The organism is Empedobacter sp. UBA5036 (genome assembly GCF_002415215.1).
Classification (GTDB): Bacteria; Bacteroidota; Bacteroidia; order Flavobacteriales; family Weeksellaceae; genus Empedobacter; species Empedobacter falsenii_B.
The window spans coordinates 17,922-42,601 of record NZ_DICC01000050.1 but is presented as its reverse complement, the minus strand read 5'-3'; the positions used below and the strand labels follow the sequence as shown (position 1 = coordinate 42,601).

The 24,680-nt window shown below is 32.8% G+C and carries 23 protein-coding genes; 5 read left to right on the top strand and 18 right to left on the bottom strand.

Translation table 11 applies throughout. From position 1 onward, the window contains the following. Positions 1-313: 313 nt before the first annotated feature. From B4J88_RS08485 to guaA, 3 genes are all read right to left on the bottom strand, one after another. Complete coding sequence (locus B4J88_RS08485) at positions 314-1,339, bottom strand: hypothetical protein (protein ID WP_291067251.1); 1,026 nt, start codon at positions 1,337-1,339, stop codon at positions 314-316. Between the two features lie 74 nt (positions 1,340-1,413). Beyond that, positions 1,414-1,983: a xanthine phosphoribosyltransferase gene (xpt, locus tag B4J88_RS08480; RefSeq protein ID WP_291067249.1), complete on the bottom strand. Its 570-nt coding sequence runs from the start codon at positions 1,981-1,983 to the stop codon at positions 1,414-1,416. Positions 1,984-2,056: 73 nt separating this feature from the next. Next, positions 2,057-3,589, bottom strand: coding sequence for a glutamine-hydrolyzing GMP synthase (gene guaA / locus B4J88_RS08475; protein ID WP_180906189.1), 1,533 nt, complete (start codon positions 3,587-3,589; stop codon positions 2,057-2,059). Between the two features lie 169 nt (positions 3,590-3,758). On the opposite strand from guaA, the gene B4J88_RS08470 reads away from it, so the two are divergent. Both B4J88_RS08470 and B4J88_RS08465 read left to right on the top strand, forming a co-directional pair. Then, positions 3,759-4,514 carry a glycerophosphodiester phosphodiesterase gene (locus B4J88_RS08470; RefSeq protein WP_291067246.1) on the top strand — a complete coding sequence of 252 codons (756 nt, stop codon included), beginning with the start codon at positions 3,759-3,761 and terminating at the stop codon, positions 4,512-4,514. Positions 4,515-4,547: 33 nt separating this feature from the next. Beyond that, entirely contained in the window at positions 4,548-5,030 is a 483-nt protein-coding gene (locus B4J88_RS08465) for an N-acetyltransferase (protein ID WP_291061899.1), read from the top strand. 41 nt (positions 5,031-5,071) lie between these two features. Here B4J88_RS08465 and mtgA read toward each other — a convergent pair whose 3' ends face one another. The 5 genes from mtgA to B4J88_RS08440 form a co-directional block, all read right to left on the bottom strand. After that, the gene (gene mtgA, locus B4J88_RS08460; protein ID WP_291067245.1) at positions 5,072-5,743 is read right to left on the bottom strand and encodes a monofunctional biosynthetic peptidoglycan transglycosylase; all 672 of its coding nucleotides are present in this window, start codon (positions 5,741-5,743) and stop codon (positions 5,072-5,074) included. Positions 5,744-5,836: 93 nt separating this feature from the next. Next, positions 5,837-6,352, bottom strand: coding sequence for a c-type cytochrome (locus B4J88_RS08455; RefSeq protein WP_286474397.1), 516 nt, complete (start codon positions 6,350-6,352; stop codon positions 5,837-5,839). 111 nt (positions 6,353-6,463) lie between these two features. Beyond that, the gene (gene rlmF / locus B4J88_RS08450) at positions 6,464-7,378 is read right to left on the bottom strand and encodes a 23S rRNA (adenine(1618)-N(6))-methyltransferase RlmF (protein ID WP_114999549.1); all 915 of its coding nucleotides are present in this window, start codon (positions 7,376-7,378) and stop codon (positions 6,464-6,466) included. Between the two features lie 67 nt (positions 7,379-7,445). Further along, the gene (locus tag B4J88_RS08445; protein ID WP_038332351.1) at positions 7,446-7,703 is read right to left on the bottom strand and encodes a chaperone modulator CbpM; all 258 of its coding nucleotides are present in this window, start codon (positions 7,701-7,703) and stop codon (positions 7,446-7,448) included. Between the two features lie 4 nt (positions 7,704-7,707). After that, the gene (locus B4J88_RS08440; protein WP_114999547.1) at positions 7,708-8,607 is read right to left on the bottom strand and encodes a DnaJ C-terminal domain-containing protein; all 900 of its coding nucleotides are present in this window, start codon (positions 8,605-8,607) and stop codon (positions 7,708-7,710) included. Between the two features lie 208 nt (positions 8,608-8,815). Here B4J88_RS08440 and B4J88_RS08435 point away from each other — a divergent pair, with 208 nt between their 5' ends. Genes B4J88_RS08435 through B4J88_RS08425 form a run of 3 tightly spaced genes read left to right on the top strand, consistent with a single transcriptional unit; the run spans position 8,816 to position 10,419 of the window. After that, complete coding sequence (locus B4J88_RS08435) at positions 8,816-9,760, top strand: ADP-ribosylglycohydrolase family protein (protein WP_291067243.1); 945 nt, start codon at positions 8,816-8,818, stop codon at positions 9,758-9,760. Positions 9,761-9,811: 51 nt separating this feature from the next. Further along, positions 9,812-10,033: a VF530 family DNA-binding protein gene (locus B4J88_RS08430; protein WP_038332359.1), complete on the top strand. Its 222-nt coding sequence runs from the start codon at positions 9,812-9,814 to the stop codon at positions 10,031-10,033. Beyond that, positions 10,033-10,419 (top strand): hypothetical protein, encoded by a 387-nt coding sequence (locus B4J88_RS08425; RefSeq protein ID WP_114999543.1) that lies wholly within the window; start codon positions 10,033-10,035, stop codon positions 10,417-10,419. The genes B4J88_RS08430 and B4J88_RS08425 overlap by 1 nt, the downstream gene beginning before the upstream one ends. A 57-nt stretch (positions 10,420-10,476) precedes the next feature. On the opposite strand, the gene purD is transcribed toward B4J88_RS08425, so the two are convergent. The 10 genes from purD to B4J88_RS08375 form a co-directional block, all read right to left on the bottom strand. Beyond that, positions 10,477-11,769, bottom strand: coding sequence for a phosphoribosylamine--glycine ligase (gene purD / locus B4J88_RS08420; RefSeq protein ID WP_125349024.1), 1,293 nt, complete (start codon positions 11,767-11,769; stop codon positions 10,477-10,479). Between the two features lie 45 nt (positions 11,770-11,814). Beyond that, positions 11,815-12,174: a four helix bundle protein gene (locus B4J88_RS08415; RefSeq protein WP_280051525.1), complete on the bottom strand. Its 360-nt coding sequence runs from the start codon at positions 12,172-12,174 to the stop codon at positions 11,815-11,817. 109 nt (positions 12,175-12,283) lie between these two features. Next, positions 12,284-13,795 (bottom strand): bifunctional phosphoribosylaminoimidazolecarboxamide formyltransferase/IMP cyclohydrolase, encoded by a 1,512-nt coding sequence (gene purH / locus B4J88_RS08410; protein WP_280036526.1) that lies wholly within the window; start codon positions 13,793-13,795, stop codon positions 12,284-12,286. Positions 13,796-13,884: 89 nt separating this feature from the next. After that, complete coding sequence (purN, locus tag B4J88_RS08405; RefSeq protein ID WP_038332368.1) at positions 13,885-14,445, bottom strand: phosphoribosylglycinamide formyltransferase; 561 nt, start codon at positions 14,443-14,445, stop codon at positions 13,885-13,887. A 159-nt stretch (positions 14,446-14,604) separates the two neighbouring features. Further along, positions 14,605-15,105 carry an FKBP-type peptidyl-prolyl cis-trans isomerase gene (locus B4J88_RS08400; RefSeq protein WP_038332370.1) on the bottom strand — a complete coding sequence of 167 codons (501 nt, stop codon included), beginning with the start codon at positions 15,103-15,105 and terminating at the stop codon, positions 14,605-14,607. Between the two features lie 129 nt (positions 15,106-15,234). Beyond that, a complete protein-coding gene (locus B4J88_RS08395) occupies positions 15,235-16,914 on the bottom strand; it encodes an AAA family ATPase (RefSeq protein ID WP_219034720.1) in 1,680 nt (559 codons plus the stop codon). 261 nt (positions 16,915-17,175) lie between these two features. Then, positions 17,176-18,168 carry a phosphoribosylformylglycinamidine cyclo-ligase gene (purM, locus tag B4J88_RS08390; protein WP_291067239.1) on the bottom strand — a complete coding sequence of 331 codons (993 nt, stop codon included), beginning with the start codon at positions 18,166-18,168 and terminating at the stop codon, positions 17,176-17,178. Between the two features lie 54 nt (positions 18,169-18,222). Then, positions 18,223-19,728: an amidophosphoribosyltransferase gene (purF, locus tag B4J88_RS08385; RefSeq protein ID WP_291067238.1), complete on the bottom strand. Its 1,506-nt coding sequence runs from the start codon at positions 19,726-19,728 to the stop codon at positions 18,223-18,225. Between the two features lie 19 nt (positions 19,729-19,747). Continuing rightward, the gene (gene purC, locus B4J88_RS08380; RefSeq protein ID WP_038332381.1) at positions 19,748-20,470 is read right to left on the bottom strand and encodes a phosphoribosylaminoimidazolesuccinocarboxamide synthase; all 723 of its coding nucleotides are present in this window, start codon (positions 20,468-20,470) and stop codon (positions 19,748-19,750) included. 420 nt (positions 20,471-20,890) lie between these two features. After that, positions 20,891-24,598, bottom strand: a complete 3,708-nt coding sequence (locus B4J88_RS08375; protein ID WP_291067236.1) for a phosphoribosylformylglycinamidine synthase — start codon at positions 24,596-24,598, stop codon at positions 20,891-20,893. Positions 24,599-24,680 lie beyond the last annotated feature (82 nt).

Here is a 24,680-nt window from a genome sequence, read left to right as displayed (position 1 = left end):
CTACCGTTACACCATGGGTCTATGTCTTAATTGCTGTGCAAATATAGAAAGGTTTTTTAATTCACCAAAACTAATTTTACAAGTTTTTAGCTAAAACAGACGTTTTATGTGATAAGCTATTGAAAATGAATTTTAAAAAATGATTAAATTTTTTACATTTTTTTTATCAAAGCTTCATACGGATGATTTCGTTCTTGAATTTACGTTTCAAATCTTGCCCACAATCAAAAATCATTTGTTCATTTGATGGAAATGGAGCTGGTCTTCTACCAATCATATTTATATAATCTCGATCCAAAGAACGTCGATCACCTTAGTAAGTTCCGTAAGAATCTCTAAAAATAAACTGACTTGCTAAGTTTTTAGAATCGATGGCTTGCTCTTTTTGATTATCGATCAAATAATATTTTGCCGTAATTGCAGCTTCCTTGATGCGTTGTACTTCTTCAAAACGACTTTTTACTGTAATATAACGATCTACCATCACGGGTTTTCCGTCTTTATCTTTTACCACTACTCCATTTTGCACCAATTCTTCTTTACCATCAACAATTTTTTTCTCAAAATTATGCACCTCAATTTTTTCTCGTTCAGGTGAAACATTTATCGTCTCAAAACTTAATTGAATTACATAATCATAAGAACTATTTAATTTTCCCGTGTAAAATTCAGTCCAATTAGAATCCAATCCATACGAATTAAAATCTAACAAATCTTTCTCTAATAGTTTAGGAATAACAACTTCTGTGTTGTTCACCAATTGCACCAAAACTTTATACATTCCGTTTGTACGAGCCGTATTCATCAAACTACGAGTATCTTTATAATTTGAATAAACACTTTCTAAAACTTGAAACTTTTGATAAGCCGTTTGTGCATTCAGTTTTCCTCCTTGATTTAGAAAAGATTTTCCTTCATCGTACAAAAATTGCGCATACTTTTCTTGAATTGTTTTATAAGCTGTTGAATAATCTTTTGTTTTGAAATTATACGTTTTCCCGCTAATCGATCTTCCATCAATTCCAGCAATCGTTTTTTGTCTTTCTTGCAAACGATTAATAATTTGATACGCTTCCTGATATTTAGAAGGATTTGTCAACGTTTCGATTTGTTTCAATCTATTTTCATCTTCTTGCTGTCCTTTGTTATAAGCTTCAAAAATTAATGGAACATATTTGATTCCATTTTTCTCCGATGGATTTTTGAAATAAGCTTGCGTAGATTGTTCAAAAGCTTGCTGAAAATTACCAGAAACCAATGCTGAATTCGCCGATTTGTACGAATTACAATTTGTAAAGAATAGTAAAGAGAGCGTTAAGGCAAGTAATTTTATTTTCATATTATCAAGGTAAGTTTTTTGTTTTTTAAAAGTAAAAAGAAAGCCAATATAAATTGGCTTTTGGTTGATATTTTTTATTCTTCAAAAATAATTGAGTTGTCTCCCAAAGATTTTAATCTTACTAAAGATTCAACTCTGATATTTTCATTCAATAAGCGATCGCGTCCTTCTTGAAATGATTTCTCAATTATAAAGCCCATTCCCAAAAGGTTTGCGCCAGATTGTTTAATCAAATTTTCAACACCCAACGCTGCATTTCCATTCGCTAAAAAATCATCAATAAAAATAACATGATCATTTTCATTCAAAAATTGACTACTTACGCAAACATCGTACGTTCGGTCTTTCGTGAATGAATACACTTGCGACGCATAAAAATCTGTCATTGTTTTAGGCTTTGCTTTCTTCACAAAAACAACAGGCAAATTCAATTCTAATCCAACCATAATCGCTGGTGCAATGCCACTCGCTTCGATTGTAATGATTTTATTAATGTTTAAATCCGAAAATCGCTGGACAAATTCCAACGCAATTGCTTTCATCAGAACAGGATCCATTTGGTGGTTGATAAAACTATCAACTTTTAGAATTCCACCATCGAAACTTTTTCCATCCTTCAGAATTCTTTCTTTTAAAAGTTCCATTTAATATTTAGTTTTTTAAAGTTTACATAGAAAAAAAGCCAGCACATTGGCTGGCTTTGATATATTTTTTAGCTTATTCCCACTCGATTGTTGCTGGTGGTTTTGAGCTGATATCGTAGGCTACACGGTTAATTCCTTTTACCTCATTGATAATTCTATTCGAAACTAATTCTAAGAATTCGTAAGGTAATTTTGACCAAGTTGCTGTCATAAAATCAATCGTATTTGCAGAACGAACAACCGCCGTATATTCGTACGTACGCTCGTCTCCCATTACACCAACAGATTTTACAGGTAATAAAACCACGAAAGCCTGAGAAACTTCGTCGTATAAATTATGTGCATAAAGCTCGTCAATAAAAATTTGATCTGCTTCTTGTAAAATTCTAACTTTTTCTTCGTCTACTTCACCTAAAACACGGATTCCTAAACCTGGTCCTGGGAAAGGATGGCGGTAAACTAATTCACGAGGAATACCTAATTCTACTCCAACTTTACGTACTTCATCTTTGAATAATTCGCGTAATGGTTCTAATAATTGAAGTTTCATATCTTCTGGTAATCCACCAACATTGTGATGCGATTTGATTGTTGCAGAAGGTCCTTTTACAGATTGCGATTCGATTACATCAGGATAAATAGTTCCTTGTGCTAAGAATGCTGCATCTTCAAATTTATTTGATTCTTCATCAAAAACAGCCACGAAATCTTTACCAATTGATTTACGTTTTGCTTCTGGTTCATCGATACCTTTCAAGTTTGTTAAGAAACGTTCTGAAGCATCTACCATTTTGATGTTCATGTTGAAGTGCTTTCCGTAATTTTCCATTACTTTTTTCCCTTCATCTTTTCTCAATAAACCAGTATCAACAAAAATACACGTTAATTGATCGCCAATTGCACGATGAATTAAAACCGCTGCAACAGAAGAATCAACACCTCCTGAAAGTCCTAAAATTACTTTTTTATCACCAACTACTTCTTTTATACGAGCAATTTCTGTTTCGATAAAATCTTTTAAAACCCAATTCTTTTCAGCCTGACAAATATTGAAAACAAAGTTTTCTAACATTGTTGAACCATATTCTGAATGCGTTACTTCTGGGTGAAATTGTACTGCAAAAATCTTTTTATCTTCATTTGCGATTGCCGCAATATCTATGTTTGATTTTCCTGAAATTGTAAATCCAGTTGGCGCTGTCATTACTTCGTCGAAATGGCTCATCCAAACTGTAGATTGTTCTGGAACACCTGCAAATAAACTGTTTTGAGCTAAAACTGTTAATTCAGATTTTCCATATTCACCTTTTTCACCTTTCTTAACTTCTCCGCCTAATAAGTGCGAAATCAATTGCATTCCGTAGCAAATTCCTAAAACAGGAACGCCCATTTCGAATAATTCTTTATCTACCAAAGCGGCTTCATCTCCAAAAACTGAAGAAGGTCCTCCTGATAAAATAATTCCTTTTGGATTGTGTTTTTTGATTTCTTCGATCGAAGTGTTGTAGGGAATAATTTCTGTGTAAACTCCAAATTCTCGAATTCGGCGCGCGATTAATTGATTGTATTGCGAGCCAAAATCTAAAATAATAATTCCTTGCGTCATTGTGTTTGTCTTTGTGCAAAATTAAGTGAAATTCGGCGCAATCGCAATTTTATTCCAGTCAAAATTTACTGCTTTTCGACAGATTCTTTTATAAATTCAACTTCTTAATCTTTAGGTAACGTCAAAATCCTTTAAACAAAATAATTTTACTTCGAAAAAACAATTCATCATGAAAAAATTTATATTTACTGCCTTAACAACTTTTATGCTTACAAACATGGCAAATGCTCAAAAAATTATTGCTCATCGTGGTTATTGGGACACCGAAAACAACGCAAAAAATTCAATTAAATCATTAAAATCTGCACAAGAAATTAGTGCTTATGGTTCTGAATTTGACGTATTAATTAGTGCTGATAATGTTTTGATGGTAAATCATGATGATCATTACCAAGGTCATACAATAGAAACTACAAATTCTTCTCTTTTAAAAACGTTGAAATTAGCTAACAACGAAAATATGCCAACTTTAGAAGAATATTTTGAACAAGGAAAAAAGAATAAGAAAGTTAAATTAATTTTCGAATTAAAACCTCACTCATCAAAAGAAAATGAAGATCGTGCAGTAAAAAAAGCAATTGAAATCATCAAAAAACATAAAGTAGAAAAACAAGTTGAAATCATTTCATTTAGTAAAAACATTTGTGATGAATTCAAGAAATTAGCTCCAAAATTTCACGTTTCTTATTTAGCTGGAGATTTGTCTCCTCAAGAAGTAAAAGCGAGAAATTGGAATGGAATTGATTATCATTATAGCGTTTTTCAGAAAAATCCTACTTGGGTGAAAGAAGCAAAAGATTTGGGCTTATTGGTTAATGTTTGGACAGTTAACGACCCAAAAGTGATGCAAGAAATGATTGATATGAAAGCTGATTATATTACAACTGATAAACCTTTGATTTTAAAAGAAATTTTGACTAAATAAATTAGTATATTTAGCGGAATAAGAAATCATTTTATGTCTCAACTTAACTCATTCGAAATCTATTCATTTACAACATTAAACCAAATTCATAAAGACTATATTTTTAAAATTTGGAACAACGAATATCCTATTAATTTGGCTTTTGAGAGTTTACAGGACACCGAAAATTATTTGAATAGTTTGATTGAAGCGAAACATTTTTTTGCTGTAGATGAAAACAATCAAATGCGAGCTTGGGCGGTTATTTTTGAAAGAGATTATGAAAAATGGTTTGCAATAATTGTGGATAGCGAGTTGCATCAAATTGGTTTGGGACGTAAAATTCTTAATCGATTAAAAACATTTTCGACAGAACTAAATGGTTGGGTAATCGACCATGAAAAAGATACAAAAGCGAATGGAGAGCCTTATTGTTCTCCGTTGGCTTTTTACATGAAAAATGATTTCAATTTACTTCCTGAAATTCGTTTGGAATTAGAGAAAATTTCTGCGGTTAAAATTAATTGGAGAGAGTAATAAAACAAAAAAGAGAAGCTTATTAACTTCTCTTTTCTATTTTATTCTCCTAAAACCTTTTCCAAATCAGTGCTTCCTTGTATATTTCGCATTTGTCGCTCTATATGACTAGCGCGTCTACTGATAAAAGACGAAGGCGGATTCACATTATATTTTCGTGGCAATGGCAAAGCTGCTGCAATTCGAGCCGCTTCATTTTTGGTTAAATCTTTAGCTGGTTTATTAAAATAATATTCTGAAGCTGCTTCAACTCCAAAAACACCAATTCCCATTTCTGAAGTGTTCAAATACATTTCTAAAATACGTTGTTTGCCCCAAATTTTTTCGATCATAAACGTAAAATAAACTTCCAATCCTTTTCTCAACCAAGAACGACCTTGCCACAAAAACACATTTTTCGCTACTTGTTGAGAAATCGTAGAACCTCCACGAAGTTTTTTCCCTTCTTTATTTTTTTCGATCGCTTCTTGTATTCCATCCATATCAAATCCATTGTGTACAGGAAACTTTTGATCTTCGGAACCAATTACAGCCAATTTTATATTTCGTCCCATTTCTTCATAGGAAATATAATCGCGCTTAAATTTTCCTTGTTCAAAACCTTGCTGAACTTGCGTAATCGTGAACGGCGGATTAATCCACTTTAACACAACAATGTATACAAGATGAGCTACAAAAAGATAAAGTACAACCTTACGAATAAATTTAAACATTTTATTTCTTTAAATTATGAAAGCAAAGTTATACGATTTATTGAATTTTGAAAATAAAAAAAGCTCCAAAAATGGAGCTTATATTTCTATTCTTTATTTTTTCTCAACTTTCGCTGAACCAGATGCTGGAGCTAATTTTTCTTTTGCAACATCTTTCACGTTTTTCAACTCAACGTTTACAGGCTCAATCAATGATTTTGTAGGACTTTCGTTACCTCTGTGGCACATTACACATGTTACAACATTGATCATTTCTGGATTTTTTGAGTTTTCCCAGTTGAAATTTTTTGCGTTTATATCACGTGTCATCACAATCATATGACGTGCAAATTCCTTTTCTTTTTTTGCATCACTTGCAAAATCCATCTTTTTCGTATCTGGATTTTCGGCGTGGCAAAAATTACATTTCACACCTAAAGCAGCATTATATCCGCGCATCAAACCTTTCAAACTATCTTCTGAAATGTTTTGTGGTAACACTTTTAGGTTTTTCCATTCTGAACTTGAAATTGCTTTTCCTGTGTCAATTTGGCGAGAAGTTGTAAACGAAAAGATACTAAACATCAACGCTAAAACTCCCAAAGAAGCCATTATTCTATTTGTTTTCATTTGTAATAATTTTGTTTATACAAGGTAAAACAAATCTTAAACCGAATAAACCCTTCAGAAAAATTTGGAATAATTTTAAATAAAATCTTTAATAAATTAAAAATAAATCAATTAAAATCTCCAAACTAATAAACGCGAAATTTTATTCCCTTGTTGCATATTTACAATTCGGTAATCTCTTACTTTTTCGCGTTTTAAAATTCCTTCTAAAATTCGAACATTTTCTTTCTTAGAAACCAATGTTGTAAACCATTTTACTTGATGTTTATAGTCTGCACTTTCTTTTATCATTTTTGTGATAAACAGGCGCTCTCCTCCTCTACACCAAAGCTCAGAATTATTTCCACCAAAGTTTTGAATTGGTTTTTGATCAGATTTTTGACCCAAGTTTTTCAGTTTACGCATTGTTTGCTCCATCACTTCTTGATTTGATCTAAAAAATGGAGGATTACAAATTGTAATATCAAATTTTTCGCCTTGTTTGATGATATTTTTGAAAATATTGTTTGGATTAAATTGCATTCTAATCTCAACTTTGTTACGTAATCGAGCATTTTTCTTGACAATTTCTTCCGCATTTTTGAAAGAAGCATAATCCAACTCTGCACCAACAAAATTCCAATCGTATTCGTAATTTCCAATAATCGGATAAATACAATTCGCACCAACACCAACGTCCAAGACTTTTACATCTTTTCCTCGCGGAATTACTCCATCGAAACTTTCGCCCAAAATATCGGCAACGTAATGAATATAATCGGCGCGACCAGGAATTGGCGGACACAAATTATCTTTTGGCAATTCCCAATAATCGATGTCATAATATGTTTTCAACAACGCTTTGTTCAACGCTTTTACAGCTTCTCTATCCGAGAAATTAATCGTTGGTTCGTTCTCTTTATTGGGTTTGATATATTTGGAAAGTGGCGAATAAATCGCACACAATTTTTCGAAATTATAAGGCGCTAAATGACGATTGCGCGAATGTAATTTTTTTAATTTACTCTTCTTTTCGGGAGTATCCATACAAAAATATTTATGCAAAAATAAGACAACCTTTGCAGTTTTCTGCAAAGGTTGTTTTTGAATTCGTTTATTTTAATTGTTTTTGTAGCGTTTCGATTTGTTTCAAAAGATGATGAATCACTTCTAAACCTTCTATATTAACGCCCAAATTATAATGAAATTCAATAAATCGTTCGATTAATTTCAAATCATTTTCTTCGATAAAATATTCTTGGTTACGCTCGTGCAAAACAACCAAATCATTTTTGTACAAATCAATCACAAATTGAGGTTCAATCTGATGATATTTACTAAACTGAATAACAGATATCGTTATATTTTTCATGGTTTTAAGCTTTTTTAAGTGAACGTAATTTCTCGAATAATTCTTTTTCTTCTGCTGATAAATTAGTTGGAGTTTTTACTGAAAATGTCACATACAAATCTCCAAATTGATCATCTTTCTTATAAATTGGTAAACCTTTTCCTTTCAATTTAACCTTTTTATTATTCTCTGTTCCTTCTTTTATTGGAACTTTCACTTTTCCAGAAAGTGTATCAATCATCGCTTCTCCACCCAAAATTGCATCGTATAAGTCGATTTCAACAATTGTAGATAAATCTGCTCCATTAACTTCAAAAGACGTATTATTTTCGATATGAAACGTGATATACAAATCTCCATTTGGACCATTGTTATAACCTTTTCCTCCGTGACCTTTTATCTTAATCGTTTGCCCATCTTCTACTCCAGCTGGAATTGTAATTCGTATATTTTTACCATTCACAGCAAAAGTTTGTTTATGCGAAGTCAATGTATCTGTCAAATTTAGTGTCAAACTGGCATTAACATCTTGCCCTTTATAACCTGTTGATCTACTCCTTCCTTCGCGTCCAAACATCGAACTGAAAAAATCTGAATAGCCATCAAAATCACCAAAACCTTCAGCTCCATCAAAATCGCTATTACTATATTGATATTGTTGCTGTTGTTGTTGCTGACGAGCTTTTTCATATTCTTCACCATGTTGCCAATTTTCTCCATATTTATCGTATTTTTTACGTTTTTCTGGATCGCTCAACACTTCGTTTGCTTCATTTAATTCTTTAAATTTCTGTGCAGCTTCATCGTTATTTGGATTAAGATCGGGATGATACTTACGTGCCAATTTCCGATAAGCTTTTTTTATCTCATCTTGTGATGCGGTCTTTTGCAGACCTAATGTTGTATAATAATCTATAAAAGCCATAGTAATAATAAGTTTGTGTGGTAATTTAATCAAAATCAGTTCCAATTTTTTCAAAACTGACAATACGACTTATTCTTTTTTATCTATTTTAAACCTTTTAATATTTTATCCGAAAAAGATAAATTTATTATGATTAATTCATAAATTTTCAAAAATAATTTGGATATATTCAAAAAAATCAATTATTTTTCATTTATAAAAGAAAGTTATGAATAGAAAAAATTTTTCGAAAAATATATTAATTGGATCGGCGGTTGGTGACGCATTAGGAGTTCCAGTTGAGTTTAAAAGTAGGCAATATTTACAACAAAATCCTGTCACAGATATGATGGGTTATGGAACATACAATATGCCTCCTGGCACTTTTTCTGACGATAGTTCGATGATGTTTTGCTTGGCTGAATCGTTGTGTAATGGTTATAATGTGAATGATATTGCAGAAAAATTTCAGATGTGGATGCACGAAGGTTATTGGACGGCTGACGGAGAAGTCTTTGATGTTGGAATTTCTACACGAAAAGCAATAAATCGTTTACGAGTTGTAAAAAATCCAATTGAGACTGGTTCTACATCCGAATCTGATAATGGAAATGGATCGTTAATGCGTATTCTTCCTTTAGCAATTTTCACGAAAGATTTATCGATTGATGAACGCTGTGAAATCGTCAAAGAAGTTTCTTCTATCACGCATGCGCACAATCGTTCTGTTTTGGCGTGTATTTATTATATTGAATTTGCGTTGAACGTTTTAGATGCCGAAAATCTAGAAGAAGCTTATCTGAACACAAATTTTTGGTTAAAATTATTCTTAGAAGAAAATGAAATTTATAAAAATGAATTTACATATTTCGAACGAATTTTAAGTGGAAAACTAATTGATTTAAAAGAAGATGAAATTAAATCAACTGGTTATGTCATGGATAGTTTAGAAGCTTCTATTTGGTGTTTGCTACATACAAGTTCGTATAAAGATTGTGTTTTGAAAGCGGTGAATTTAGGACATGATACCGATACAATTGCTTGTATTGCTGGTGGAATTGCAGGGATTTATTATGATGCAGAAACAATTCCGACCAATTGGATTGAGCAATTAGCGCGAGTGAATGATATTTTACATTTAGCAGAACAATTGGAAGAAAAATATGAATTTTAGAAAGCTTGAACTATTCTAAATTCACCAAAAACATTTTCGTAAATTTGCAAAATGGAAAGTCAAAAAAATAATCCATTACACGGAAAACGTTTAGACGATATTATCGAAGAATTAGTAATTTATTACGGCGGTTGGGAAGGTTTGGGAAATCAAATTAACATCAGATGTTTTAATGATAATCCAAGTTTGAAATCATCGTTGAAATTTCTTCGAAAAACAGATTGGGCACGTGCAAAAGTAGAAGAATTGTACATTAAGAAAATTGCAAAATAATGAGTGCAACTATTCTTGAAGAAAAGATTTTTATTGATTCTGAGCTTTTAACCAATATCGAAGAAGAAAGTCAGGTTATTATACATTGTTGTATGGCGGCAGATGAATATGCAAATGCTGCACGTATTTGGCCTTCTACTTTTATTATTGATAATCAATCAGGAAAACGTTGTCAATTGGTTTTTGCGGACGGAATTACAATGTATCCAAATTGGACGTATATCGAAGAAGGTTCGTCTCTTCATTTCACTTTAATTTTTAATGGTTTGCCAAAAAGTTGTCAATCATTTGATTTAGTCGAAATTATTCCGCAAGCTGGAGGATTTGAATATCGAAAAATAAATCGAAATAAAAGCGATGTTTATCACGTCGAATTTTCAGAATAAATTAAAAAAAATGCGTTTCATTTGAAACGCATTTTTTAATAATATAAACTGTATTTTTTATTGAATTACTCCAATATCATTTCGATAATATTCGTAATCAAAATGTACTTTTTTGATGTTTTCGTAAGCAGTTTCACGTGCTTCTTCTAATGTATTTCCTAATCCAACTATGTTGATTACGCGTCCACCAGAAGTAACAATTTGTTCACCTGATAATTTTGCACCAGCAATAAAATTAGGACAAGTTACATTTTCTAAACCACGAATCTCAAAACCTTTGTCGTAATTTCCTGGATATCCTCCCGAAACCATCACCACACAACACGCATGTTGATTTTTGAAAGTCAAGTCAAAATCTTCTCCTTTAATTGCTTTATTTACAACCTCAGCCAAATCATTTTCTAACAAAGGTAAAGTTGTTTGCGTTTCTGGATCGCCCATTCTTAGGTTATATTCCAACAAATAAACACCTTTTGTTGTAATCATCAATCCAAAGAAAATAACACCAGCAAACTCTGATCTTTCCTTAATTAAACCACATTTTGTTGGCTCCATAATTTCTTCTTCGAACATTTTGAAATGCTCTTCCGTAAACAATGGATTTGGAGCGATAACGCCCATTCCACCAGTATTAAGACCAGTTTCTCCTTCACCAATTTTCTTGTGATCTTTTGCCGAAACAAATGGAACGATTTTTTTCCCGTTAAAGAAAGACAAAATAGAGGCTTCAAAACCTTCTAAATATTCTTCAATAACCACTTCGTTTCCTGCATCACCAAAGGTTTTATCTTCCATGATATCCAAAACAGCTTGTTTTGCTTCTTCAAAATCTTGGCAGATAATAACTCCTTTTCCAGCCGCTAAACCAGAGGCTTTCACTACAATTGGATAATCTTGTGTTTTCAAATAATCAATCGCCAACATTGGTCCTTGAAAATTTTTATATTTTGCTGTTTTCACACCATATTTATCCATAAAATCCTTCGCAAAAGCTTTAGAAGCTTCTAATTGCGCAGCTGCTTTATGAGGTCCAAAAACATTTAAATTCTCTTTCTGAAAAATATCAACGATACCTTCTGCTAATTCAGCTTCTGGTCCAACAAAAGTTAAATCGATTTGATTTTCTTTCGCGAAATTTTTCATTTCTTCAATCGAAGAAACTGAAACGTTTGTTCCGATTTGAGCTGTTCCTGCATTTCCTGGAATAAAAAACAATTCTAAATCTTGTCCTTTTTGCTTGAAATCTTCAGCAAACTTCCATCCTATTGCATGTTCACGACCACCTGAACCGATTACTAAGATGCGAGTTGCGGTTTGCGATTCGCGGTTTGCGCTATTATTTTGTTCCATTGTTTTAATTTTTTAATGAAAAATGAATAATGATAAACGAAAAATCTATTTAGAATTTAAACTTGCTTTAGCCGTTTTAATAGAGCTGACTAATATTGCGATTAATTCTAAATTAAGTTTTTTCAGATTTGTATATATATTATTTTCAATCAAATTTGAATCATTTAATAAATCTAACCAATATAACGATTCGTTTGCCTCTTTTAGCGAAATACTCATTTTATTGATAAAATCTTTCTTTGATTGAGCAAATTCAGCTTCTCGAATAAGAGCACCAATTGCTGTTCCAGATCTCATTAATTGTCTTCCTAAAATATATTCACTTTTATTTTGAATAATATTTCTTGAAAGTTTAATAATTTCTAAAGCAAAATTATAACTCTTATCTTTCAAAACATTTTTCATTATTCACTTTTAGTTTTTAATAATAATTGAAAATCCTATTCTCGATACATTTTCTACGAAAACACTCGAATTGACGAATTTTCAAATTAGCACATTAACTAATTATCAATTAGTGCATAAAATGTCTCATTCCTGTGAAAACCATCGGAATTTCGCGTTCATTACAAGCATCGATAGACTCTTGATCTTTGATTGATCCTCCTGGTTGAATAATTGCTTTAATTCCATTTTCTGCTGCAAAATCAGCTACATCACGGAAAGGGAAAAATGCATCTGAAGCTAAAACTAAATCATCTTCCACTTTTTCTTTTGCACGTGCAATCGCTTGTTGAGCCGCCCAAATACGATTCGTTTGACCTCCACCGATTCCGTAAGCTTGACCATTTGTCGCTACAACAATCGCGTTAGATTTTACCCATTTTACAATTTTTTGAGCAAAAACTAAATCAGTCATTTGACGATCTGTTGGTTGAGCTTCTGTTACAACTTTAAGATCTGTTGAAAACTGATTATCTGTAGACTGAACAATTAATCCTCCATCAACTTTTACGTAAGTTACTTTATCCGACACAGGATTCTTCACTTTGATGATACGTAAATTTTTCTTTTGTTTAAAAATTTCTAACGCTTCTTCTGTAAATGAAGGTGCAATTACAATTTCTAAGAAAATTTTATTTAATTCAACCGCAGTTTTTCCATCAACTTCTCTATTGAAAGCGATGATTCCACCGAAAATTGACATTGGATCACATTCATACGCTTTTTCATAAGCTTCTAAAACATTCTCTCCAATTGCCACTCCACAAGGCGTTGAATGTTTCACTGCACAACAAGTTGTTTCCTCAAATTCTGAAACCACTTTATAAGCCAAATCCATATCACGAATATTGTTGAAAGAAAGTTCTTTTCCTTGTAAATATTCGAAATCTTTCATTGCGCCATTTTTCGTTTTATCAACATAATAAGCTGCTTTTTGATGTGGATTTTCTCCATAACGTAAATCCATCACTTTCTCGTAAGAAGACTCTAAAAATTGAGGAAAATCTTCTCCTAAAATGTAAGTAGAAATCGCCGCATCATAAGCAGAAGTTAAGTTGAATACTTTACCAGCACATAATTTACGCGTTTCGATAGAAGTTGAACCATTCTCACGAATTTCATTCATCACTACTTCATAATCATTCACATCCGTTACAACTGTTACATCATAAAAATTCTTTGCAGAAGAACGTAACATTGATGGACCACCGATATCAATAAATTCAATCATTTCCGCTTCAGAAAGACCTGTATTCATCTTTTCGAAGAAAGGATAAAGATTTACAATAACGATATCAATTGGGTTAATTCCATGTTCCGCAATTGTTGCCATATGATTTTCGTCCGAACGACGCGCCATAATACCACCATGAATTGCAGGATGTAAAGATTTTACGCGACCATCTAAAATCTCAGGAAAACCAGTTACATCTTTTACTTCTGTAACTTCGATTCCGTTGTCTTGTAAATGTTTGAATGTTCCTCCAGTTGATAAGATTTTGTAATCTTGTTCAACCAAGAATTTTGCAAATTCTAACAAGTTCGACTTGTCCGAAACACTTATTAGCGCTTGTTTTTGCATTGTGTTTAGTTTTTAAAGTTTATTGTTTGTTTACTATTTTATTGGAAATGAAAAACCTCAATGTACACAACATTGAGGCATTCTATATTTTATGCTTCGCTGATTTGCTTGATTGCCTTAATGTAGATTTCACTTTCTACCTCAGCAACTTTACGCTGTAAATCTGCTACTTCATCACCTTCTTCAATTTCAAAAATTCCTTGACAAATAATTTGTCCTTCGTCTACACCAGCCGTTACAAAATGTACAGTTGCTCCTGATGTTTTTTCACCAGCTTCTAAAACTGCTTTGTGAACTTTCGCGCCATACATTCCTTTTCCACCAAATTTTGGTAATAATGCAGGATGAATATTAATCATTTTCGAGCCCCATTTCGAGGTAAATTCTGGAGATAATATGGTTAAAAAACCTGCCAAAACAATAAGGTCGATTTCTTCTCCTTCTAAATTATGTTCAGCATCTTCCGAAAAAGTTTTTCGGTCTAAGACATACGTTCGGATATCTTTATCCAACGATCGTTCTATTGCATAACAATCTCGGTCTGCCATTACCATCGAAATCTCGACATTTGGTAACGTTCCGTCTTCAACTGCATCAATAATATTTTGAAGATTTGTTCCGCCACCGGAAACAAATACAGCTATTTTCATGTTTGTTTGTAAGTAATCTTGTTTGTTTTACAAAGATAAGATTTTAGTTGATGCAAGTCGAAAAATATAACGTGGATTTAATCTATTTATTAAAGATTTATTCACAATTAAAAACAAGAAAGGCTATCTCAAATTGAAATAGCCTTTTGAAAATATTTTTTAGTGCCCTTGAGTTCCGTCAACTCCATGTGCGTGTCCGTGAGATAATTCTTCCTCAGTTGCTGGACGAACATTAAGAATTTCAACTTCAAATTCTAATGTTTTTCCTGCCATTGGAGGATTCAAATCTGCAATTACAGCCTCTTCTGTCACTTCTACAACTGAAGCACGGAATTGATTTCCTGCATCATCAGTCAAAGGTAAAATTGCTCCAACTGGTGGCAATCCAGATTCTTTGAACATATCTAAAGGTAATTGAGCAACAGCTTCTTCTACTCTTTCACCGTATCCTTCTGCTGGAGTAATTACGAATGATTTTTTATCACCAATTGTTAATTCTTTTAATTCTTCTTCAAATTTTGGAATCATCATTCCAGCTCCAAATAAAAAAGTTAATGGCTCTTCTGTATTTGATTGTTCTACAAATACTTTTTCACCATTCGCTTCGATGGTATGTAATGAGTAGTTTACTGAAACTACATTATTGTTTTCTATTGACATAAATTGTAAATTATGGATGCTTTTAAAAAGCGTTCATTTTTAATACTTATCTTTTAACAACAACTATTCCTTTCGAATAATTTGACCAATTTTGTCAGTTATTTAGATTTTTGAACTGACAATTTTTATTTAATCTATAAAAAGTAATGCTTTTTTGATGTCTTCATAACCAATTTCACCATTGAAATAATCATAAATTGGTTTTAAAACTTTATTCTCTTCAAATTCGATTTCACTATACGCTAATCGAACTTTATCAATAATTTTATCAGAAGGTTTAAATTTTGAATAATCCAAATCAGGCTCACTTTCTTTGATTTTACCAATATGATCGACAATTGCTGAAGTAGTTAAACCTCTTTTCTCTGCGATTTGATCTAAAGACAAACCTTCTTTCACATATTCTAATGTAATTTCGTAAGTCGATTTCTTTTGTCCTTTTTCTTTGGTTTTATTCTTTTCGATATTTTTTGCAATTTGTTTTTTATCCAAAGTTCCACCAGAATATCGGATAAAAGCAGCCCAAGAGTTTTGCAATTCTTTTTCATCTAGAAACTCATCCATTTCATTCGATAAAACCTGAAAACGTCTATCAGCCTTCATTGCAAGTGAATCAATTTCTAAAGCTGTTTGATTCAATCCGTGTAACATCAACGAATTTAAATCTCGTAAACGTGAAAGTGCAACGTACCCTTGTCCTTTTTCGAACGCTTTTGATAAATCAATAAACGCAGAATCTAACGTCATTCCTTGTGATTTATGAATTGTAATCGCCCAAGCCAAACGCAGCGGAACTTGTGTGAATGAAGCCAATGCTTTTCCGCTTTCGTCCTCTATTGCCCACGTTTCTGGTTTTGCAATGTAAAATTCTCCATCTAATGTTTTGATAATTGGCTCATCTTTTTCAGTATACCCTGAAACATTTCCAAGCGTTCCGTTTACAAAACCAACTTCGAAATTGTTACGAACAAACATCACTTTCGCTCCTATCTTCAATTCTAAAACTTCTTCTGCTAAAACAGATTTTTTAAGAACCTCAACCAAAGCTGGATTTCCCGCAACTTTTGCTTCAAATGTTTTGGAAGAAGAATCAATATTAATCAATTGACCTTTATTAATTCGGTCCACATCCATATTATGTGTATACAAACGAGTTTGTGAATCTATTTCATCTGGAAAATATTCGATTCGAGTTTCTAATAAATCAACTGTTTTTTGCGAAATATTCCCCGAACGAATTTCATTCAAAATATCATTCAATGCATTATTTGTTTGACGATATTGCTCTGTCAAATAACAAATATGCACTTTTGCTTGAACCCAAGCATCGGACATAAAACAGAATTTATCTTTCGATTCTTCCCACTCTTCACCAATCGGTGGCAACTGGAAAAAATCTCCCGAAAAAATTACTTGAACACCTCCAAAAGGTTCATCATTTTGTTTGAAAAATTTCAATACATAATCAACCGCATCCAACTGATTTCGGTGCAGCATCGAGATTTCATCAATAATTAAGACTTTTACTTTGTCCATTTTATCTCGGAAATATTTCTTGTCACGAAGCGAAGCTAAATATCGATCCGAAACATAATCTTTTATTCCAATTCCAGCCCAAGAATGTATCGTTTGACCATTCATGTGAGTCGCAGCAATTCCCGTAGAAGCCGTTATAGCAACAGGAACGCCATGTTGTTTAAGATATTGAATGTATTGATTTAACACATAAGTTTTTCCGGCACCCGCAGAACCTGTTAAAAATACATTTCGACCAGATTTTAGAATTGCCAAAGCCTTAGATTGTTGCATAACTTATGAGTGAATTTGAAGTTTTTTGAATGAAATGCAAAGATACGAAGATTGAATGAGGTGAGGAAATGCTTAATAAATTAAAAAAAAGAAAATGAATTAACTTTAAAAGCTATTGTATTTTAATTAAGCTTTTTTATTTAAGAAAAATAACTACAAAATTTTATAACAAGGATCAATCTTAATCAAAAACAAATAACCCCAAAAAATAAAAAAACCGGATAAGAAATCTTATCCGGCTTTTTTAAACTATTTAATCTACTATTTCAATATAATTTTGTCAGCACCTTCTTGAATTTCTCCAATCAACGCACTTCCATCAATAATATTCAATACTTTTTCAGCATCAGTTTGGTCAACGATGACAACCATTCCAACACCCATATTAAATGTTCCAAACATTTCGTTTTCTGCAATTCCTCCGCGTTTAGCTAATTCTTGCATCACTGTTGGTACATTTATTTTTGCTTTTTCTATTACAGCAGTTAATCCGTCATTTATAATACGAGGAACATTCTCGATTAATCCACCTCCTGTAATATGAGCAATTCCAGACATTTCGATTCCAGCATCTTTGATTTTGAAAATATCATTTTGATATAATTTTGTTGGAACTAATAATGTTTCGAACAAAGGTTTACCTTCAAATTCTTCGTTAAAATCTGGGAAAACTTTACGAACCAAAGAGAATCCATTCGAATGGAAACCACTTGATGGTAACGCAATAATTACTTGTCCAGCTTTTATTTTAGAACCATCGATAATTTCATCTCGTTCTACTACTCCAACACAAAATCCTGCAACATCATAATCACCAACTTGGTACATTCCTGGCATTTCTGCTGTTTCTCCACCAATTAATGCTGTTCCAGTTTCTTTACACGCTTGTGCAATTCCACCTACAATTTCTGCTGCGATATCAGAATCTAATTTTCCACAAGCTAAATAATCTAAGAAAAATAATGGTTTTGCACCATGACACAAAATATCATTTGCACACATTGCGAAACAATCAATCCCAACTGTATCGTAAACTTTAGAATCTAAAGCCACACGTAGTTTAGTTCCTACACCATCGGTTCCTGATACCAAAACAGGATTTTTGTAACCTCCTAATTGGTAAAATGCACCAAAACTTCCAATTCCATTCAACACGTTTGCATTGTGTGTTGCTGCAACTGCATCTTTAATTTTCGATACCGTTTGATAACCTTCTTCCTTATCTACTCCGGCTTGTTTATATGTATTGCTCATTTTTAATTATGATTTAGTTTTTCGAAATACGAGATTCGAAATTCGTATAACTTATTAATCTATATGCAAAGGTTTTACCTCTTTACACTCTTCATTAGAATAATTTACAGGATATTTTTCTGTAAAACATCCAAAACAATGTTCTTTACTTCCTAATAAATCAATCAGATTATCAACCGTTAAGAAATCTAACGAATCGACATTCAAATAATCTTCAACCTCTTTAATTGACTTATTTCCTGAAATTAAATCTGCTTTAGAAGGCATATCAATTCCTAAATAACAAGGTGCAATAATTGGAGGCGAAGCAGAACGAAAATGAATTTCTTTTGCTCCTGCTTCTTTTAAGATTTTGATTAATAATTTCGAAGTTGTTCCACGTACAATCGAATCATCTAAAACAACCAAACGTTTTCCTTTGATTTTATTTTTGATAGGATTCAATTTTAAGTTTACCACACGCTCACGCATTTCTTGCGATGGCACGATAAACGAACGCGACATATAACGATTCTTAATCAAAATTGGTTCGTAAGGAATACCCGAAGCTTCTGAATAACCAATTGCAGACGGAATTCCAGAATCTGGAACACCAATCACAATATCGGCATCAACAGGAGATTGTTCGTATAATTTTCGACCAGATTCTACACGTAAATCGTAGATTTCATTTCCTTCGATATTCGAGTCAGGACGTGCAAAATAAATGTACTCAAAAGCACAAATATTACGCTGCGTTGGTTGATTTAATGAATAAGATTTCAAACCTTGTTCATTTACAACAATCAATTCTCCTGGCTCTACATCACGAATAAACTCTGCTCCGACAGCGTCTAATGCACATGTTTCTGAACAGAAAACATACGCATCATCTAATTTACCTAAACATAAAGGACGAATACCATTTGGATCGCGAAAAGCTGCCATTTGATTATTCGCTAATAACAAAACCGAATAAGCTCCTTTTACCTTTTCTGTTCCTTTCTGAATAGCTTCTACAATATCTAAATGCGAATATTTTTGAATAGAACGTAATAAAACCTCCGTATCCGAAGTTGCTAAAAATGGTAATCCTTCTGCTTCTAATTCAGCTCTCAATTCTTCAACTTCAATCAAATTTCCGTTGTGAGCAATAGAGAAATGAGGTTTTCCGTAAATATTGTACGTGTAAAGTGGCTGAATGTTACGACGACTTCCACCTCCAGCAGTTGTGTAGCGTGTATGTCCGATCGCAGCATTTCCTTGGTATTCTTCAATTTCGGCTTCCATTGTTTTGAAAACGTCTAATACCAAACCTGTTTTTTTCACCGTTTTGATGTTTCCATCTTTCAAGAAAGAAACACCACACGCTTCCTGTCCACGGTGTTGAAGCGCAAATAAACCAAACTGCGCAATAGAATACGTGTTGATGTTCTTTGGCGAATAAACCCCAAAAACACCACATTCTTCGTTTACACTATCCACAGTATCGGCTGCATATTTTTTCAATAAATTTCTTTCGTAGAAATTCGTTAAATATTCAGCTTTTAATTGGCTTTTATGTAATTTTTTATCAATCATTATAGAATGAAAAAAATGTTTATTTTAAAACTTCTGTCAAACGATTATATACTTCGTGATAAGCTTCAGAAACATCACCTAAATCACGACGGAAACGGTCTTTATCTAATTTTTTACCTGTTTCAACATCCCATAAACGACATGTATCTGGAGAAATTTCGTCAGCTAAAATGATATTACCATCAACATCTTTACCAAACTCAATTTTGAAATCAGCTAAAATTAAACCAGCTTTTAAGAACAATTCTTTCAACGCTTCGTTAATTACTTCTGTTTGTGTGTACATTTCATCTAACTCATCGTACGTTGCAGCACCTAATAAAACTGCATGATGATCGTTGATTAATGGATCTCCTAATTCATCTTTTTTGTAACAGATATCAAAGATTGTAACTGGAGATTTCGCTCCTTCTTCTAATCCTAAACGTTGAGCCATAGACCCAGCAACATAATTGCGCACAACCATTTCAATTGGAATAATTGATACTTTTTTTACCAATTGCTCACGATCATTCAACTGCTCGATGAAGTGAGTTTTCACTCCTTTTTCAATCAAATAGTTGAAAATTAAAGTCGAAATTTTGTTGTTCATTTCTCCTTTATCCTCAACAGTTCCACGCTTTTGTGCATTAAATGCAGTCGCGTCATCTTTGTAATACACAATTACTTTGTCTGCTTCCTCTGTTGAGTAAACTTGTTTTGCTTTCCCTTCGTAAATGAAGTCTTTTTTTGTTAAGCTCATCGTTGTTTGTTTTTTTCGAAGCTCGATTTTCGAAATTCGAAGTTAAAATTCATCTAACTTCTAGTTTCTAGTTTCTAACTTCATTACATCGTTTTTTTTGTTTTGTTTGAAATGAAAAAGTCCACTTCGTGTTTGTTGTTTGTTTTGAAAATTAACTTGTTCAAGGTTAACTTTCGAGATTAATTTCGATTGGTTCAGGATCGAAATTGGTATTAGTTTGTTGTTTGTTTCTTTTTTAGAAATTCGAAATGCGAGATTCGAAATTCGTTATTTTATTTCCAATTGTCATTCTGAATGAAGCTTTAGCGTAATGAAGAATCTTTTTTAGATTCCTCGATAAGCTCGGAATGACAAGTTTTTATTTAATTTTTAGAAGTTAAATTTTCTCAAATCTAACATCTAATATCTCATATCTATAAACTACCCTCTAAAATACTCCACCGCATTTTTGAAGATATTCATATATCCATTTCCTGGAATGTTCTTGAATAATCCTTCTTCGTAACGCTCTGGATGTCCCATTCGTCCGTAAACTTTTCCACAAGGCGATACAATTCCTTCTACCGCAAACGTAGATCCATTTGGATTATAAGGCATTTTTCCAGCTAATTTTCCATCCAAATCTACAAACTGAGTTGCGATTTGTCCTTTATCAATTAACTTTTCTAATTCAACCTCATTTGCTACGAAACGACCTTCTCCATGCGAAAATGGAATCCAGAATTCTTGACCTTCCATTCCTTTTAACCAAGGTGAGTGCGATTTATTCACTCTCACTTTCGCTAATTGTGTAATGTGACGACCAATTTCATTGAACGTTAATGTTGGTGTATCTTCTTCTAAATCTTGAATACGTCCATAAGGCAATAATCCTGATTTAATCAATGCTTGAAAACCATTACAGATTCCTAAAACCAAACCATCGCGCTCTAATAAATTGTGAATTGCATTTTTGATTTTCTCATTGCGTAAAACCGTTGCAATAAATTTACCTGATCCATCTGGCTCATCAGCAGCTGAAAAACCTCCTGGTACAAAGAAAATATTGGCTTGATTGATTTCATTTACAAAAGCATCAACTGATTCTTCAACATCTTGTTGTGTTAAATTACGGAAAGGCAAAGTCGAAACGATTGCTCCTTCTCTACGGAACGCTTTTGCTGAATCATATTCTGAATTTGTTCCTGGGAAAATTGGAATGAAAACTTTTGGGTTTTCTACTTTATGATCGGCGAAGGCAAAACAAATTTGTTCTGCTTTTAAATCTTTTTCCTCAACAACAGTTTCAGTAGTTGATTTATATGGAAACAATGAATTGAATGTTTCTTTCCATTGTTGTTTTAATTCAATCAAATTAATTTCTTCTCCATTAAAGTTGAACGAAGTTGAATCATTTGTCTGACCTAAAACATGATAATTTTGAGCGATTTCAACAGGAATATTTAAATCATCTGAATGTTCAATTACAATCGAAGCTGGATAATATTTTGCTACATCTAAATCAGTTTTGATTTCAAATCCGATTTCATTACCAAAAGCCATATTCGCTACAGTTTCTGCAATTCCACCAAATTTAACCGTCATCATTGATTTTACATCAGCATTAATTGTTCCGATAAAATCAAAAATAGCTTTTGTATTTGCTTCGTCGATTAAATAATCTTCTGTTAATGTTGGAATAAAAACTGAAAGTTTAGAATTCTTTTCAACTAAAGTTCCTTGTACAATTTTTTCAGCCAAAGAAGGCGCAACTGCAAAAGAAATCAACGTTGGCGGAACATCAATATCTTGGTAAGAACCAGACATCGAATCTTTACCTCCAATTGCAGGAATTCCGAACTGTTTTTGTGCTTCAATCGTTCCTAATAAAGCCGCAAATGGTTTTCCCCAACGCGTAGCTTCATCACGTAATTTTTCAAAATATTCTTGAAAAGTTAAACGAATATCAGCGTAATTTCCACCAGCAGCAACAATTTTTGTCATCGAATCAATTACCGCAAAATAAGCTCCGTGATAATTTGACCAACGAGAAATTGTAGGATTGTAACCAAATGAAGCAATAGAAACTGCATTTGTAAATCCGTCTGTTGGGAATTTTTGTACCGAAACATCTTCTGGTGTATCCATTGTTTGTCCACCAAAAGCATTCAAAATAGTAGAACGTCCAACGTTATTGTCAAACATTTCTACCATACCTTTTTGCGACGCATGATTTAACTCTTGCATCATTGCAATAAACGCTTCTTTATTGAAGGCTTTATTCTCAAAAGGATTTGTATATTCTTCGTCCGTAACTTCGATTTTAGCTTGTTTACGAACGCCATTTGTATCTAAAAATTTACGGTCTAATTCAACAATTTTTGTTCCTTTCCAAACCAAAGTCATTGTATCATCTCCCGTTACCTCAGCAACACAAGTCGCATCAAGATTTTCTTCTTTTGCTAATGAGATAAATGTTTCCACATCTTTAGCCTCAACCGCAACAGCCATACGTTCCTGAGATTCAGAAATCGCTAATTCTGTTCCGTTTAATCCAGCATATTTCAATGGAACTAAATCTAAATTAACATTAATTCCGCGTGCAATTTCACCAATTGCAACAGAAACACCTCCTGCTCCAAAGTCATTACATTTTTTGATTAATGCTAAAACATCTGGATTACGGAATAAACGTTGAATTTTACGTTCAACAATTGCATTTCCTTTTTGAACTTCTGCTGATAAATCGTCTAATTTAAGACCATCGTGTGTTTTAGATGAACCAGAAGCTCCTCCTACTCCATCACGACCTGTTGCTCCTCCTAATAAAATAATTCGGTCACCTGCAACTGGTTCTTCACGACGAACATATTCTTTTTTTACAGCTCCAGCCACAAAACCAACTTCCATACGTTTTGCTTTGTATCCTTCGTCATAAATTTCTTTCACAAAAGTTGTCGCTAAACCAATTTGATTTCCATAAGAACTGTATCCGTTTGCAGCTTCTTTCGAGATTTTACGTTGTGGTAATTTACCTGGTAACGTGTCTTCAATTTTTTCTAAAGGATTTGCAGCTCCTGTAATACGCATCGCTTGGAAAACGTAAGATCGTCCACTCAAAGGGTCGCGAATTGCTCCACCAACACATGTCGAAGCTCCACCAAATGGTTCCACTTCTGTTGGGTGATTATGTGTTTCGTTTTTGAATTGTAATAACCATTCTTCCTCAACTCCATCTACATCGATTGGAACGACAATAGAACATGCATTGATTTCTTCTGAAACATCAATATTTTTCACAATTCCTGTACGAGAAAGATATTTTCCCATCACAGTTGCTAAATCCATCAAACGAATTGGTTTTGTAATTCCTAATTCTTGACGAACTTGTTGGTAATAATTGAATGTTTTTTGAAGTGTTTCGTTAAATTTAGAATTAAATTGAACATCTGTAATCTCCGTCTCAAAAGTTGTATGACGACAGTGATCAGACCAATATGTATCTAAAACTTTTAACTCCGTTTCGGTTGGATTACGATTGATTGATTTGAAATAGTCTTGAATAAAAACTAAATCATCCATTTCTAACGATAATCCAAATTGGTTGTAAATGTCTTGTAGTTTATTTTCGTCAGCAGAAATAAAACCTTCAATAATTGGAACTTCTGTAGCTTCTGGATTAGCTGGAATTTCCATTTTAGAAAGATCTTTCTCACGCGACTCAATTGGATTGATTAAGTAATCTTTTACTTTCTTTAAATCTTCCGCAGACAAATCATCATTGAAAACATATAATAAACCAGACTTTACTGTTACATTTTCAACATTCATCAACACTAAACATTGTTCCGAAGAATCATCGCGTTGATTATATTGACCAGGTAAAAATTCGGTTGCAAAATAGTTTTTAGAATAAGGAATACTTTCGTTAACTGCGTCTTCTACGTATTTGAAAACAATGTCTGTCACAGGATCGACAAACACCTTATTTTGAACCTCTTGTAATTGGCTTTCTTCTATATTAAATAGATCATAAATAACAAAAACCTTGCACACAATTGTAGGTACAAGGTTTTTGAGTTCTATTGTAGTCTTCTGACTGATAACGTCAAAATTCGATTTCTTCTGAATGAAAAGTCTGTGGTTCATTGTATTGTTTGCTGTACTATTTGGTTTAATGTGTTTAAACCATTTGTATCATCTACATCAACAAACAAACTATTTTCTAACA